12 protein-coding genes are annotated in these 13,285 nt (G+C 72.3%); 8 read left to right on the forward strand and 4 right to left on the reverse strand.

Annotated features, from left to right (window positions below; translation table 11 throughout):
• The first annotated feature begins 58 nt into the window (after positions 1-58).
• On the forward strand, positions 59-667 hold the full coding sequence (locus tag FHS39_RS03235; protein ID WP_184346185.1) for a Maf family protein: 609 nt from the start codon (positions 59-61) through the stop codon (positions 665-667).
• 3 nt (positions 668-670) lie between these two features.
• Here FHS39_RS03235 and FHS39_RS03240 read toward each other — a convergent pair whose 3' ends face one another.
• Positions 671-1,387 (reverse strand): hypothetical protein, encoded by a 717-nt coding sequence (locus FHS39_RS03240; protein ID WP_184346186.1) that lies wholly within the window; start codon positions 1,385-1,387, stop codon positions 671-673.
• A gap of 139 nt (positions 1,388-1,526) precedes the next feature.
• Here FHS39_RS03240 and FHS39_RS03245 point away from each other — a divergent pair, with 139 nt between their 5' ends.
• From FHS39_RS03245 to FHS39_RS03255, 3 genes are all read left to right on the forward strand, one after another.
• The gene (locus tag FHS39_RS03245) at positions 1,527-2,291 is read left to right on the forward strand and encodes an IclR family transcriptional regulator (protein WP_184346187.1); all 765 of its coding nucleotides are present in this window, start codon (positions 1,527-1,529) and stop codon (positions 2,289-2,291) included.
• Between the two features lie 305 nt (positions 2,292-2,596).
• Positions 2,597-4,351: an acetyl/propionyl/methylcrotonyl-CoA carboxylase subunit alpha gene (locus FHS39_RS03250; RefSeq protein ID WP_045932698.1), complete on the forward strand. Its 1,755-nt coding sequence runs from the start codon at positions 2,597-2,599 to the stop codon at positions 4,349-4,351.
• A gap of 182 nt (positions 4,352-4,533) precedes the next feature.
• On the forward strand, positions 4,534-5,079 hold the full coding sequence (locus FHS39_RS03255; protein ID WP_184346721.1) for a TetR/AcrR family transcriptional regulator: 546 nt from the start codon (positions 4,534-4,536) through the stop codon (positions 5,077-5,079).
• A 10-nt stretch (positions 5,080-5,089) separates the two neighbouring features.
• Here FHS39_RS03255 and FHS39_RS03260 read toward each other — a convergent pair whose 3' ends face one another.
• Together FHS39_RS03260 and FHS39_RS03265 are read right to left on the reverse strand one after the other, a co-directional pair.
• Positions 5,090-6,067, reverse strand: a complete 978-nt coding sequence (locus FHS39_RS03260; protein WP_246469931.1) for a DeoR/GlpR family DNA-binding transcription regulator — start codon at positions 6,065-6,067, stop codon at positions 5,090-5,092.
• Positions 6,068-6,198: 131 nt separating this feature from the next.
• Positions 6,199-7,647 (reverse strand): NAD(P)H-quinone dehydrogenase, encoded by a 1,449-nt coding sequence (locus FHS39_RS03265; RefSeq protein ID WP_045932701.1) that lies wholly within the window; start codon positions 7,645-7,647, stop codon positions 6,199-6,201.
• 164 nt (positions 7,648-7,811) lie between these two features.
• Here FHS39_RS03265 and FHS39_RS03270 point away from each other — a divergent pair, with 164 nt between their 5' ends.
• From FHS39_RS03270 to FHS39_RS03280, 3 genes are all read left to right on the forward strand, one after another.
• Entirely contained in the window at positions 7,812-8,249 is a 438-nt protein-coding gene (locus tag FHS39_RS03270; RefSeq protein WP_045932702.1) for a gamma-glutamylcyclotransferase family protein, read from the forward strand.
• 113 nt (positions 8,250-8,362) lie between these two features.
• Positions 8,363-9,184: a purine-nucleoside phosphorylase gene (locus tag FHS39_RS03275; RefSeq protein ID WP_045932703.1), complete on the forward strand. Its 822-nt coding sequence runs from the start codon at positions 8,363-8,365 to the stop codon at positions 9,182-9,184.
• Between the two features lie 307 nt (positions 9,185-9,491).
• Entirely contained in the window at positions 9,492-11,177 is a 1,686-nt protein-coding gene (locus FHS39_RS03280) for a phosphohexomutase domain-containing protein (RefSeq protein WP_184346189.1), read from the forward strand.
• 379 nt (positions 11,178-11,556) lie between these two features.
• Here FHS39_RS03280 and FHS39_RS03285 read toward each other — a convergent pair whose 3' ends face one another.
• Positions 11,557-12,177 carry a PH domain-containing protein gene (locus FHS39_RS03285; protein WP_184346190.1) on the reverse strand — a complete coding sequence of 207 codons (621 nt, stop codon included), beginning with the start codon at positions 12,175-12,177 and terminating at the stop codon, positions 11,557-11,559.
• Between the two features lie 114 nt (positions 12,178-12,291).
• On the opposite strand from FHS39_RS03285, the gene deoC reads away from it, so the two are divergent.
• On the forward strand, positions 12,292-13,284 hold the full coding sequence (gene deoC, locus FHS39_RS03290; protein WP_184346723.1) for a deoxyribose-phosphate aldolase: 993 nt from the start codon (positions 12,292-12,294) through the stop codon (positions 13,282-13,284).
• Position 13,285 lies beyond the last annotated feature (1 nt).

Genomic DNA, 13,285 nt, shown 5'->3' on the forward strand with positions numbered 1-13,285 from the left:
GGCGGCCCCTCAAGGCGCGTGTCCGAGGGGTCCACACGGGGGCCCTAGGCTGGCCCGTATGAACCGGACCCCCTCCCGCCGCCTCGTCCTCGCCTCCCAGTCCCCCGCCCGCCTCGGCCTGCTGCGCCAGGCCGGGCTGGCCCCGGAGGTCATCGTCAGCGGAGTGGACGAGGACGCGCTCGACGCCCCGACCCCCGCCGGTCTGGCGCTGCTCCTGGCCGAGGCCAAGGCCGCCGCCGTGGCCGGCCGGGCCGAGGCGGCGGGAGCGCTCGTCATCGGCTGCGACTCGGTGCTGGAGCTGGACGGGCAGGCGCTGGGCAAGCCCGCCGACGCCGAGGAGGCGACGGCGCGCTGGAAGTCCATGCGCGGCCGCTCCGGCGTGCTGCAGACCGGGCACTGCGTCCTCGACACCGCGACCGGCCGCCAGGCCTCGGCGACCGCCTCGACGACCGTCCGCTTCGGCGAGCCCAGCGACGCCGAGATCGCCGCCTACGTGGCCTCCGGCGAGCCGCTGCACGTGGCGGGCGCCTTCACCCTCGACGGCCGCTCCGCCCCCTTCGTCGAGGGCATCGACGGCGACCACGGCAACGTCATCGGCCTGTCGCTGCCGTTGCTGCGCACGCTCCTGGCCGAGCTGGGGATCCAGATCACCGACCTGTGGGCGTAGCGGCTAGATCGGCAGCTTGTTGGTGACCTGGCCCACCTGACCGACCTGGTTGAGCTGGTTGAGCTGGTTCAGCTCGCTCAGCTGGTTCAGCTTGCCCAGGCCGTTGACGGCGCCCGGGTAGAGGCTGGTCTCCGGGCCCTCCTGCGGCGGCGTGACGGCCTGGGGAGGCATGAACTGCGGAGCGCCCTCGGGCTGGGGGGCCGCGGCGCGGTGCTTGGGGGCGGCCGGGTGCTTGCCGGGCGTCGCCTGCTTCTTGCCGGGCATCGCGTGCTTGAGTGCGGTGCCGTGCTTGGCGTCCGCAGCGTGCTTCGGGGCGGTGCCGTGCTTGGCCTCGGTGCCGTGCTGCGGGGCGGTGCCGTGCTTGGCGTCCGCGGCGGGCTTGGCCTCCGTGCCGTGCTCCGGGGCCGTACCGTGCTTGGCCTCCGTGCCGTGCTTGGCGTCCATGCCGTGCTTGGCGTCCATGCCGTGCCGGCCGGGCTTGTCGTGCCCCGGCGCGGTGCCGCGCTGCCCGTCCGCGTCGTGCCGGGAGGTGTCCGCGCGCTGCGGACCGGCCCCGCTCCCGGGCTCCTGCGCCTGCGGCGGGGCGGTGACCTCGATCGGGCCGGCCTTCGAGCTCGGCGGCGGCGGGGACACCGGCGTCGGCGCCGCGGAAGCGCCGGCGGAGGACAGGGAGAGGGCGGCGCCGGCCAGAGCGGCGGCAGCAGCAATGCGCTTGATCATGACTTCTTCAACGATGTCAGGGAATATCGGTCACACCTCCTCCCCCGGTCGAGGGTTTCCGGACCACCTCCTCAACCCCCGTGCGAAGCTGGGAAGTCGCCTCGCACCCCCGCACCGACCCTGAAGGAGCCCGCCCGCCATGCCGCAGTCCGTGGACCGCGCCCTGGACGTCCTGGACGCCGTCGCCGAGGCCGACGGGCCCGTACCCGCCAAGGCGCTCGCCCGGCGGCTGGGCTGCGGCCTGTCCACGGTCTACGAACTGCTGGGCACCCTCACCGCCCGCGGCCACCTCGTGCGCACCCCCGCGGGCTATGCGCTGGGCTACCGGGTGCCCTCCCTGCACCACGCCTTCCAGCGGCAGATGCGGATCGCCGACGAGGTGCAGGAGCTGCTGGTGAAGACGCGCCGGGCGGCCGGGGTGGACACGTACTTCAGCACCTACCGGGACGGCGAGATCGCCGTGGTCGCCGGAGCGTCCGCCTCCCACCCGGCCACCGGCGGCTTCTCCGTGGGCCGGAACGCCATCCCGCACGCCACCGCGCACGGCAAGGTGCTGCTGGCGGGGCTGCCCCGGGCCGCCCGGCTGCGGCACCTGGCGACGAGCGGGATGCGGGCGGTGACGGCGCGCACGATCACCTCGCCGGAGCAGCTGGACGAGCAGCTGCGGCGGGTGCGGCGCGAGGGCGTGGCGGTGGAGATCGAGGAGTGCGCGGCGGGGGTGGCCTGCGTGGCCGTACCGGTGCCCGGGGCGCGCGGGGGCGCACTCACGGCCGTGTCGGCGGCGCTGCCGCTCGCGGAGTTCCACCGGCGCGGGCCGCAAGTGACCCGAGCGATCCGCCATGTCGCGGCCGAAGCGGGCAAGTTCCAGGGCAAGCTCGACATCACCGGCACTACTGACGGGTAGACACAGGACACGAGGGGCCCCGCGGCCCGGGCGGCACGAAAACTTTGCGTCACCCGTTCGTAGGGACTCCACAAAGATTCGGCGCCGCCACTCCCGGCCGATCACCGAGACCTTGCCCACACCGCCCGCAACCGACGCTTTGGGAATCCTCTAGGAAACCCGGCGTACCGTGGAGTATCGGGGAACTGAAGGCCCGCACACGGCTCCCGCTTCACGCTCCGTGTGGGCAAGGTCACCCCGGAAGTCGGGTCGGCACAAGGTGTCGCCAGTACCTAAACTCACCTTGTTTTCAGGAGGGAGCCATCGTGCGCAAGGTGCTCATCGCCAACCGTGGCGAAATCGCTGTCCGCGTCGCTCGTGCATGCCGGGACGCCGGGATCGGAAGTGTGGCGGTCTACGCCGACCCGGACCGCGACGCGTTGCATGTCCGCGCGGCCGACGAGGCCTACGCGCTGGGCGGTGACACCCCGGCGACGAGCTACCTCGACGTGGCCAAGGTGCTTGCCGCAGCAGCCGAATCGGGGGCGGATGCCATCCACCCCGGCTATGGCTTCCTGTCCGAGAACGCAGACTTCGCCCAGGCCGTCATCGACGCGGGCCTGACCTGGATCGGCCCGCCGCCGCAGGCCATCCGCGACCTCGGCGACAAGGTGGCGGCCCGTCACATCGCCCAGCGCGCGGGTGCGCCGCTGGTCGCGGGCACCCCGGACCCGGTCTCCGGTGCCGAGGAGGTCGTCGCCTTCGCCGAGGAGCACGGCCTGCCCATCGCCATCAAGGCGGCCTTCGGCGGCGGCGGCCGCGGCCTCAAGGTCGCCCGCACCCTCGAAGAGGTGCCCGAGCTCTACGACTCCGCGGTGCGCGAGGCCGTGGCCGCCTTCGGCCGCGGCGAGTGCTTCGTCGAGCGCTACCTGGACCGTCCGCGGCACGTGGAGACCCAGTGCCTGGCCGACAAGCACGGCAACGTGGTCGTCGTCTCCACCCGTGACTGCTCCCTGCAGCGACGCCACCAGAAGCTGGTGGAGGAGGCCCCGGCGCCCTTCCTCAGCGAGGCGCAGAACGCCGAGCTGTACCGCGCCTCCAAGGCGATCCTGCGCGAGGCCGGCTACGAGGGCGCGGGCACCTGCGAGTTCCTCGTCGGCCAGGACGGCACGATCTCCTTCCTGGAGGTCAACACCCGTCTGCAGGTGGAGCACCCGGTCACCGAAGAGGTCACCGGCATCGACCTGGTCCGCGAGATGTTCCGGATCGCCGACGGCGAGGAGCTCGGCTACGACGACCCGCAGCTGCGCGGCCACTCGTTCGAGTTCCGCATCAACGGCGAGGACCCGGGCCGCAACTTCCTGCCCGCCCCCGGCACCGTGACCCGCTTCGACGCCCCGTCCGGTCCGGGCGTGCGGCTGGACGCGGGCGTGGAGTCCGGCTCCGTCATCGGCCCGGCCTGGGACTCCCTGCTGGCCAAGCTGATCGTCACCGGCGCCACCCGTGAGCAGGCGCTGCAGCGTGCGGCCCGCGCGCTCGCGGAGTTCACGGTCGAGGGCATGGCCACGGCCATCCCCTTCCACCGTGCCGTCGTCAAGGACCCGGCCTTCACCGCCGACCCGTTCAAGGTCCACACCCGGTGGATCGAGACGGAGTTCGAGAACACCATCGCCCCGTTCGCGGGCGCGGTGGGCGAGGAGGACGAGGAGGCGGCCGGCCGCGAGACCGTCGTCGTCGAGGTGGGCGGCAAGCGCCTGGAGGTCTCCCTGCCCTCCTCGCTCGGCATGACCATCGCCCGTACGGCCGCCGCGGGCGGCGCCAAGCCCAAGCGCCGGGCGGCCAAGAAGTCGGCCTCCGCCGCCTCGGGCGACGCCCTCGCCTCCCCGATGCAGGGCACGATCGTCAAGGTCGCGGTCGAGGAGGGCCAGCAGGTGGCCGAGGGCGACCTGATCGTGGTCCTGGAGGCCATGAAGATGGAGCAGCCCCTCAACGCCCACCGGGCGGGCACGGTCAAGGGCATCACGGCCGAGGTCGGCGCCTCCGTCTCCTCCGGCGCGGTGATCTGCGAGATCAAGGACTGACCGGCACCGACACCGTCCGTCCCCCGGGCCCCGGCCGCATCAGGCCGGGGCCCGTCGGCATTCATGGCCAAGGGCTCGCGGCAGCCTGGCATCCTTGACGGACGGGGACTGTGAGCCTGGGGCCACCGAGCGGGAGGACGGACGCAATGGCGACCGATGCGGCGCAGACGTCACCACGACCCATGCGCGCGGATGCGCGGCGCAACTACGAGCGGCTGCTCGTGGAGGCCCGTACGGCGTTCACCGAGCACGGCACCGACGCCTCGCTGGAGGACATCGCCAAGCGGGCGGGCGTCGGCATCGGCACCCTCTACCGGCACTTCCCCAACCGCACGGCCCTGATGAGCGCGGTGTTCCAGGGTGAGGTGGACGGCCTGCTGGCGCGCTCGCGCGAGCTGCTGGCCGCCCCCGAGCCCTGCCGCGCCCTGGTGGCGTGGCTGAGGGCCATCGTCACGCACGCCAGCACCTACCGCGGGCTCTCGCGGGCCCTGATGGCGGCGCAGAGCGACAAGGCGTCCGCGATGTCCCGGTGCAGCCTGCCGATGCGCGAGGCGGGCAGTACGCTGCTCGCCCGCGCCCAGCAGGCCGGCGCCATCCGCGAGGACGTGGACATCGCCGATCTGATGCAGCTGACCAACGCCATTTCGCTGGCGGTCGAACAGTCCCCGGACGACCCGGGGTTGGCCGACCGCCTGCTGGCCTTGACGCTGACCGGCATAAAAGCCTGACGGCCGGGGCTTAGCGCCGCCGGGGGGCCAGATCCGCCACCCGGGCCGTGGGCTGCTCGCCCAGCGACACCGCGCTGCGCAGCTGCGCGCCCGGCGGCCCGCCCTGCACCGGGCCGCCCGGCCGGTCGTGCCCGAGCGGCAGGCTTCTGCGCTGTCCGGGCAGCGGTGGCACGTCGCGGCGGCGGGCTGGGGAGACCGAATCGCCCCCGTGCGCCCCGCCGGAGGCCGGGCCCGACCCCGCTCCGGGCCCGGCGACCGAGATGTGCACGCCCTGGTCGGCCAGCGCCTGCAGTTCGGTGGCCGCACGGTCGTCGTGCGGCGGCGGATCGTCGGTGACGAGTCTGGTGATGACGTCCGTGGGCACGGTCTGGAACATGGTGTCGGTGCCCAGCTTGGTGTGGTCGGCGAGGACCACCACCTCGGCCGCGGCCTGCACCAGCGCCCGGTCCACGCTCGCGGAGAGCATGTTGGACGTGGACAGCCCGCGCTCGGCGGTCAGCCCACTGCCGGACAGGAAGGCCCGCGAGACCCGCAGCCCCTGCAGGGACTGCTCGGCCCCGCTGCCGACCAGGGCGTAGTTCGACCCCCTCAGGGTGCCGCCGGTCATGACGACCTCGACCCGGTTGGCGTGGGCCAGTGCCTGGGCGACGAGCAGGGAGTTGGTGACCACGGTGAGACCCGGTACGCGTGCGAGCCGGCGGGCCAGCTCCTGCGTGGTCGTACCGGCGCCGACGACGACGGCCTCGCCCTCTTCGACGAAGCTCGCCGCGAGATCGGCGATGGCCGTCTTCTCGGCGGTTGCTAGATGGGATTTCTGCGGGAAGCCGGACTCCCTGGTGAAACCGCCCGGCAGCACCGCACCGCCGTGCCGGCGGTCGAGCAGTCCTTCGGCCTCGAGCGCCCGCACGTCCCGCCGTACGGTCACTTCTGAGGTCTGGACGACGCGGGCGAGCTCACGGAGCGAAACCGCTCCGTTGGCCCGCACCATTTCGAGGATCAATTGACGACGTTCTGCAGCGAACACGAAACCGACAGTAACGCCAACGACCATCTGTTTTCAGCAGGTTGCAGCAATTAACGGAAGTACTCCGCCCTGCGCCCCAAGAAGTGGTATAGGAACTACGCCTCGCGCTGCGTCTTCCTCGTGTGCAACTGCCGTGCCACCTCGGCGATGGAGCCGGACAGCGACGGGTAGACGGTGAAGGCGTTCGCGATCTGCTCGACGGTCAGATTGTTGTCGACCGCGATCGAGATCGGATGAATGAGCTCGCTCGCCCGCGGGGAGACCACGACGCCGCCCACGACGATGCCCGTGCCCGGACGGCAGAACATCTTCACGAAGCCGTCCCGAATGCCCTGCATCTTCGCGCGCGGATTGCGCAGCAGCGGAAGCTTTACGACACGGGCGTCTATCAACCCGCTGTCGACGTCGGCCTGGGTATAGCCGACCGTCGCAATCTCCGGATCCGTAAATACGTTCGCGGATACAGCCTTGAGATTGAGCGGCGCCACCGCGTCACCCAGGAAGTGGTACATCGCGATGCGCCCCTGCATCGCCGCGACGGACGCCAGGGCCAGCACGCCGGTGCAGTCGCCGGCCGCGTAGACGCCCGGGGCGCTCGTCCGCGAGACGCGGTCGGTCCACACGTGCCCGGAGTCCTTGAGCCGGACCCCGGCCTCCTCCAGCCCGATCCCGGCGGTGTTCGGGATGGACCCGACCGCCATCAGGCAGTGCGTACCGGTGATGACCCGCCCGTCGGCGAGCGTCACCTCGACGCGGTCACCCACCCGCTTGGCGGACTGCGCCCGGGAGCGCGCCATGACGTTCATGCCGCGGCGCCGGAAGACGTCCTCCAGCACGGCGGCGGCGTCGGGGTCCTCACCCGGCAGCACCCGGTCCCGCGAGGACACCAGCGTCACCTTGGACCCCAGCGCCTGGTAGGCACCGGCGAACTCGGCGCCGGTCACACCGGAGCCGACCACGATGAGCTCCTCGGGGAGCTCGTCGAGGTCGTAGACCTGCGTCCAGTTCAGGATCCGCTCGCCGTCGGGCAGCGCGTCCGGGATCTCCCGCGGGTGGGCGCCCGTGGCGATCAGCACGGCGTCGGCGACCAGCGTCTCCTCGGTACCGTCCGCCGACCGCACCACCACGTTGCGGGAGCCGTCCGCGGACCGCTGCGGCTCCAGCCGCCCGCGCCCGCGCAGCACCCGGCCGCCGGCCCGCGTCACGGAGGCGGTGATGTCGTGGGACTGCGCCAGCGCCAGCCGCTTCACACGCCGGTTGACCTTGCCCAGATCGACGCCCACCACCCCGGCGGCCTGCTCCAGCGGCGGCGTGTCGTCGGCGACGATGATCCCCAGCTCCTCGTACGAGGAGTCGAAGGTCGTCATCACCTCGGCCGTCGCAATGAGAGTCTTCGAGGGCACGCAGTCGGTCAGCACCGACGCCCCGCCCAGACCGTCGCAGTCGACGACGGTCACCTCCGCGCCGAGCTGAGCGGCGACGAGCGCCGCCTCATAGCCGCCGGGTCCGCCACCGATGATCACGATCCGAGTCACGTACTCCATTGTTCCGCACCCATCAAAGCGACTCCTTCCGGGGCCTCACTTCGCGATCCTCACCCTGATCTGTACAAACTTTGTGCGAGTTCCGCCAAAAAGTTCCGCACGAACCTCCCTTCGAGACTGCCACCCCAAATGCCGTCCCGCCTCACTCCCGTACCCTCGGAACCATGTCGCTCTACGCCGCCTACGCCGGCAACCTCGACGCGCGGCTGATGTCCCGCCGTGCACCCCACTCGCCGCTGCGCGGCACGGGCTGGCTGTCCGACTGGCGCCTGACCTTCGGCGGGGAGCAGATGGGCTGGGAAGGCGCGCTGGCGACGGTCGTCGAAGCACCCCGCTCGCAGGTGTTCGTCGCCCTCTACGACATCGCTCCGATGGACGAGGACTCGATGGACCGTTGGGAGGGTGTCGGCCTGGACATCTACCGCCGCATGCGGGTGCGGGTCCACACTCTCGACGGTGAGGAACCGGCGTGGATCTATGTGCTCAACGGCTACGAGGGCGGCCTGCCCTCCGCCCGCTACCTCGGCGAGATCGCGGACGCGGCCGAATCGGCGGGCGCGCCGCACGACTACGTCATGGAATTGCGCAAGCGTCCTTGCTGACGTCCTCGCCGAAAGTGACGGATCAGTATCGTCGCAACGCACAAAGCAACAATCGGAACACCGTGAGCTGAGACATCTACGCGCGTAGGCAATAAGCGGTTACCCTCGTCCGCGTGAACGCATCAGTTACTCCCGACATCCAGGCCGACCCGTACGCCGCGGCGGACGCCGCTGCCGCCCGTCTGCGCGAGCTCACGGGCGCCGAGACCCACGACGTCGCCCTGGTCATGGGCAGCGGCTGGCTCCCCGCGACCGAGGCGCTCGGCACCCCCGAGGCCGAGTTCCCGGTCACCGAGCTCCCCGGCTTCACCGCGGCCGCCGTGGCGGGCCACGCGGGCACCGTCCGCTCGTACAAGGTCAACGACAAGCGCGCCCTGGTCTTCCTCGGCCGCACCCACTTCTACGAGGGCCGCGGCGTCGCCGCCGTCGTGCACGGCGTCCGCACCGCCGTCGCCGCCGGCTGCAAGACCGTCGTCCTGACCAACGGCTGCGGCGGCCTGCGCGACGGCATGCGCCCCGGCCAGCCGGTGCTGATCAGCGACCACATCAACATGACGGCGACCTCGCCGATCGTCGGCGCCAACTTCGTCGACCTCACCGACCTCTACTCCCAGCGCCTGCGCGAGCTGTGCAAGGAGGTCGACGCCACCCTGGAGGAGGGCGTCTACGTCCAGCTCCCCGGCCCGCACTACGAGACCCCGGCCGAGATCCGGATGGTCCGCACCCTCGGCGGCGACCTCGTCGGCATGTCCACCACGCTGGAGGCCATCGCGGCCCGCGAGGCGGGCGCCGAGGTCCTGGGCATCTCCCTGGTGACGAACCTCGCCGCGGGCATGACGGGCGAGCCCCTCAACCACGAAGAGGTCCTGCAGGCGGGCCGCGACTCCGCCACGCAGATGGGCGCCCTCCTGGCCCAGGTCCTGCCCAAGCTCTGACCCAACCCGGTCCGGCAGCCGCGCCGGGGGTGCCCAGTGCGCCTCCGGCGCGGGCTTTTGCTTTTCGCCCACCCACCCGCCCGATCGCCGTCGGCACGGCGGGAGGGGCCGGTGCGGGTCGGGCCCTGGCAGGGGGCGTAAGGGTTATTTGCGGCGGCATTCGGGGCACCCTCGACGGTTGACCGCATCCGCCGTAAATAATCCAGCCCCCAGAAGGGCCCGACCCGCACCGGCCCAGGCCCAGGCCCCGGCCCGCCCCGGCCCCGGCCCCACCACGAACCGCACCCACCCCTCCGGAGGAGACACCGTGGAGCGAGACCTCATCACCCAGGCGCAGACCTGGCTGGCCGAGGACCCCGACCCCGAGACCCGTGCCGAGCTGTCCCAGCTCATCGAGGCCCGTGACCTCACCGAACTCGCCGGTCGTTTCGCCGGCACCCTCCAGTTCGGCACCGCCGGCCTCCGCGGCGAACTCGGCGCCGGCCCCATGCGCATGAACCGCTCCGTCGTCATCCGTGCCGCCGCCGGTCTCGCCGCGTACCTCAAGAAGCAGGGCCATTCGGGTGGCACCGTCGTCATCGGCTACGACGCCCGCTACAAGTCGGCGGACTTCGCCCGCGACACGGCCGCCGTCATGGTCGGCGCCGGCCTGAAGGCCGCGCTGCTGCCCAAGCCGCTGCCCACCCCCGTCCTCGCCTTCGCGATCCGCCACCTCGGCGCCGTCGCCGGCATCGAGGTCACCGCCAGCCACAACCCGCCGCGCGACAACGGCTACAAGGTCTACCTCGGCGACGGCTCCCAGATCGTGCCGCCCGCCGACGCGGAGATCGCGGCCGAGATCGCGGCGATCGCGAGCCTGAACGACGTGCCGCGGCCCGACGCCGGGTGGGAGACCCTGGGCGAGGACGCCGTCGTCGGCGCCTACCTGGAGCGCACGGACGCCGTCCTGACCGCCGGCTCCGCCCGCGACGCCCGCGTCGTCTACACGCCCATGCACGGCGTCGGCCGCGACGTGCTGACCGCCGCGTTCGAGCGCGCCGGCTTCCCGGCGCCGACGGTCGTGGCCGCACAGGCCGACCCGGACCCGGACTTCCCGACCGTCGCCTTCCCCAACCCGGAGGAGCCGGGCGCGATGGACCTGTCCTTCGCGACGGCCCGCGACGCGGTGGCCCGTGGCGAGAGCGTCGACATCATCATCGCCAACGACCCCGACGCGGACCGCTGCGCGGTGGCCGTGCCCGCGCCGGAGACCGTCGAGGGCTGGCGCATGCTGCGCGGCGACGAGGTGGGTGCGCTGCTGGCCGAGCACCTCGTGCACAAGGCCGCCCGCGGCACGTTCGCGACGACGATCGTCTCGTCCTCGCTGCTGTCCCGGATCGCGGCGGCCGCGGCGGGCGTTCCCTACGAGGAGACGCTGACCGGCTTCAAGTGGCTGTCCCGGGTGGACGGGATGCGCTACGCGTACGAGGAGGCGCTGGGGTACTGCGTCGACCCGGACGGGGTGCGCGACAAGGACGGCATCACGGCGGCGCTGCTGGTGGCCGAGCTGACGGCGGAGCTGAAGGAGTCCGGGCGGACGCTCAGCGACCTGCTGGACGATCTGGCGATCGAGCACGGGCTGCACGCGACGGACCAGCTGTCGGTGCGGGTGGAGGACCTGTCCCTGATCGGCGCCGCGATGCGGCAGCTGCGGGAGGCTCCGCCGGCGGTGCTGGCCGGGCTGCACGTGGTGTCCGCCGAGGACCTGTCGAAGGGGTCGGAGGCGCTGCCGCCGACGGACGGGCTGCGGTACCAGCTCGCCGGTGACGAGGCGGGGTCGGTGTCCGGGGCGCGGGTCATCGTGCGGCCCAGCGGCACGGAGCCGAAGCTGAAGTGCTACCTGGAGGTCGTGGTGCCGGTGGCTTCGGCGGTGGCGCTGGACGACGCTCGGGCTCGGGCCGCTTCCGTGCTTGCCGCGATCAAGGCGGATCTGGCTGGGGCTGCGGGTATCTGACGGGGTCGTTTGTGGGTCGGGGGCGGGGTGGGACGGGGCCTTCTGGGGACTGGATTATTTACGGCGGATGAGCCCAACGGGGTTGGTTACCCGGGCACGCCGCCGCAAATAACCCTTACGTCCCCTGCCAGGCCCCATCCCACCCCGCCCCCTCCGGCCCAACCACCCCCGTGCCGCTCAACCGGGTGGGCGGGTGCGACATCACGCGCCGCAGGCGCCCCTCCGGCCAGCACTCCGACCGCCCTGGCCCCCACCTACGTCAATGGGGTGCCGCTCAACGGGCCTACGTTGATGGGGTGCCGCTCAACGGGCGGGTGGGTGGGAGACAACGCGCCGCAGGCGCGTGAACCCCCTACGGCGGGCCGGCCGAAAACCAGGCTCAGGCCACGGCCAGCAGCACCGCGAGCAGGACCAGGCCCACCGCAGACGGGGCCAGCAGTTCATACGCCCACCGCACCGCCGGTGCCCCCTGCGCCCCCGGCGAAGCCGAACAGCGCTCCGCCAAGTCGCGGAGGTCGTCCACCGCCTGATCGGACGGCGCTCGAAGCGACCCCGCCGACACCGTCGCCGACGTACGGCCCGTCGGGTCCTCCGAAGCCGCCCGCGCCTGCCGCCGCGCAGCGGCCTTGCGTGCCCGGAGGGAGACGGGGATCGCCCACAGCTGGTACTTGCCGCCCGCGGCGAGGACCTCGTTGGAGTACCCGGCCCGTACCGCCTGGACGCAGCCCCACGGCAAGGTGATCGTGCGGAAGGGGTTCCGCACGAGCAGCCGCTCGTCGTTCGCCCAGACCGCGGGCCGCAGCGTGAAGGCGATCACCAGCGGCACCACGAGGATCAGGCCCGCCAGGGCCAGCCACGGCGTCCGCCCCTCGCCGCGCACCAGAGCGTCGCCGCCCAGCCAGGCCGCGAGGCCCAGCAGGAGAACCCCGCTGGCGATGCCTGCGGGAGAGCGATAGGACCGTTCCCGGTCCGGGGCCGGCGCCTTCGGGGAGCTCGTCATGGCGCCGATTGTGCCCCAAGCGGCAGGACCCGCCGCAGGCGACAATGTTGCCGAAGGGTGTCCTAGGCGGGGGGTGACACGCGCTACGCGCGTAGATATGCTCGGCAGGTGACCATGCCCACTGTTCCCGCAAACGGCAACGAAGCCGCGGAGCGACTGGCGTCGATGGCGGCCGTGACCGCCTCCGACGGTGCGCTGCGCCGCTTCCTGCACGGCCTGCCGGGCGTCGACCCGGTCGGCCTCGAAGCCCGCGCCGCCGCACTCGGCACCCGTTCGATCAAGACCACGGCGAAGGCGTACGCCATCGACCTGGCGATCTCGATGATCGACCTCACGACCCTGGAGGGTGCGGACACCCCGGGCAAGGTCCGGGCGCTGTCCGCCAAGGCCCTCAACCCGGACCCCACCGACCGCGAGACCCCGCGCACCGCCGCGGTCTGCGTCTACCCCGACATGGTGGCCACCGCCGCCGAGGCCGTCCGCGGCTCGGACGTCAAGGTCGCCTCCGTCGCCACCGCCTTCCCCGCGGGCCGTGCCGCGCTGCCGGTCAAGCTGGCCGACACCGCCGACGCCGTGGCCGCCGGTGCGCACGAGATCGACATGGTGATCGACCGGGGTGCCTTCCTCGCCGGCCGCTACCTGTCGGTCTTCGAGGAGATCAAGGCCGTCAAGGAGGCCTGCCGCCGGCCCGACGGGTCCGCCGCCCGGCTCAAGGTGATCTTCGAGACCGGCGAGCTGTCGACCTACGACAACATCCGCCGCGCCTCCTGGCTCGGCATGCTGGCCGGGGCCGACTTCATCAAGACCTCGACCGGCAAGGTCGCCGTGAACGCCACCCCGGCGAACACCCTGCTGATGCTGGAGGCCGTGCGCGACTTCCGCGACGCGACCGGTGTGCAGGTCGGCGTGAAGCCGGCCGGCGGCATCCGGACGACCAAGGACGCGATGAAGTTCCTGGTGCTGGTCAACGAGACCGTCGGCGAGGAGTGGCTGACCAACGAGTGGTTCCGCTTCGGCGCCTCCAGCCTCCTCAACGACCTGCTGATGCAGCGCCAGAAGCTGAGCACCGGGCGCTACTCCGGTCCCGACTACGTGACGGTGGACTGAC

Origin of the sequence: Streptomyces olivoverticillatus (assembly GCF_014203555.1) — a bacterium.
GTDB classification, from domain to species: domain Bacteria; phylum Actinomycetota; class Actinomycetes; order Streptomycetales; family Streptomycetaceae; genus Streptomyces; species Streptomyces olivoverticillatus.

Excerpts from the sequence above, each read along its gene's own strand:
- FHS39_RS03245 (WP_184346187.1), top strand. The coding sequence starts at position 1,527 with ATGCCGCAGTCCGTGGACCGCGCCCTGGACGTCCTGGACGCCGTCGCC.
- FHS39_RS03255 (WP_184346721.1), top strand. The coding sequence starts at position 4,534 with ATGCGCGCGGATGCGCGGCGCAACTACGAGCGGCTGCTCGTGGAGGCC.
- FHS39_RS03240 (WP_184346186.1), bottom strand. The coding sequence starts at position 1,387 with ATGATCAAGCGCATTGCTGCTGCCGCCGCTCTGGCCGGCGCCGCCCTC.
- FHS39_RS03265 (WP_045932701.1), bottom strand. The coding sequence starts at position 7,647 with ATGGAGTACGTGACTCGGATCGTGATCATCGGTGGCGGACCCGGCGGC.
- FHS39_RS03235 (WP_184346185.1), top strand. The coding sequence starts at position 59 with ATGAACCGGACCCCCTCCCGCCGCCTCGTCCTCGCCTCCCAGTCCCCC.
- deoC (WP_184346723.1), top strand. The coding sequence starts at position 12,292 with ATGCCCACTGTTCCCGCAAACGGCAACGAAGCCGCGGAGCGACTGGCG.
- FHS39_RS03270 (WP_045932702.1), top strand. The coding sequence starts at position 7,812 with ATGTCGCTCTACGCCGCCTACGCCGGCAACCTCGACGCGCGGCTGATG.
- FHS39_RS03260 (WP_246469931.1), bottom strand. The coding sequence starts at position 6,067 with ATGGTGCGGGCCAACGGAGCGGTTTCGCTCCGTGAGCTCGCCCGCGTC.
- FHS39_RS03285 (WP_184346190.1), bottom strand. The coding sequence starts at position 12,177 with ATGACGAGCTCCCCGAAGGCGCCGGCCCCGGACCGGGAACGGTCCTAT.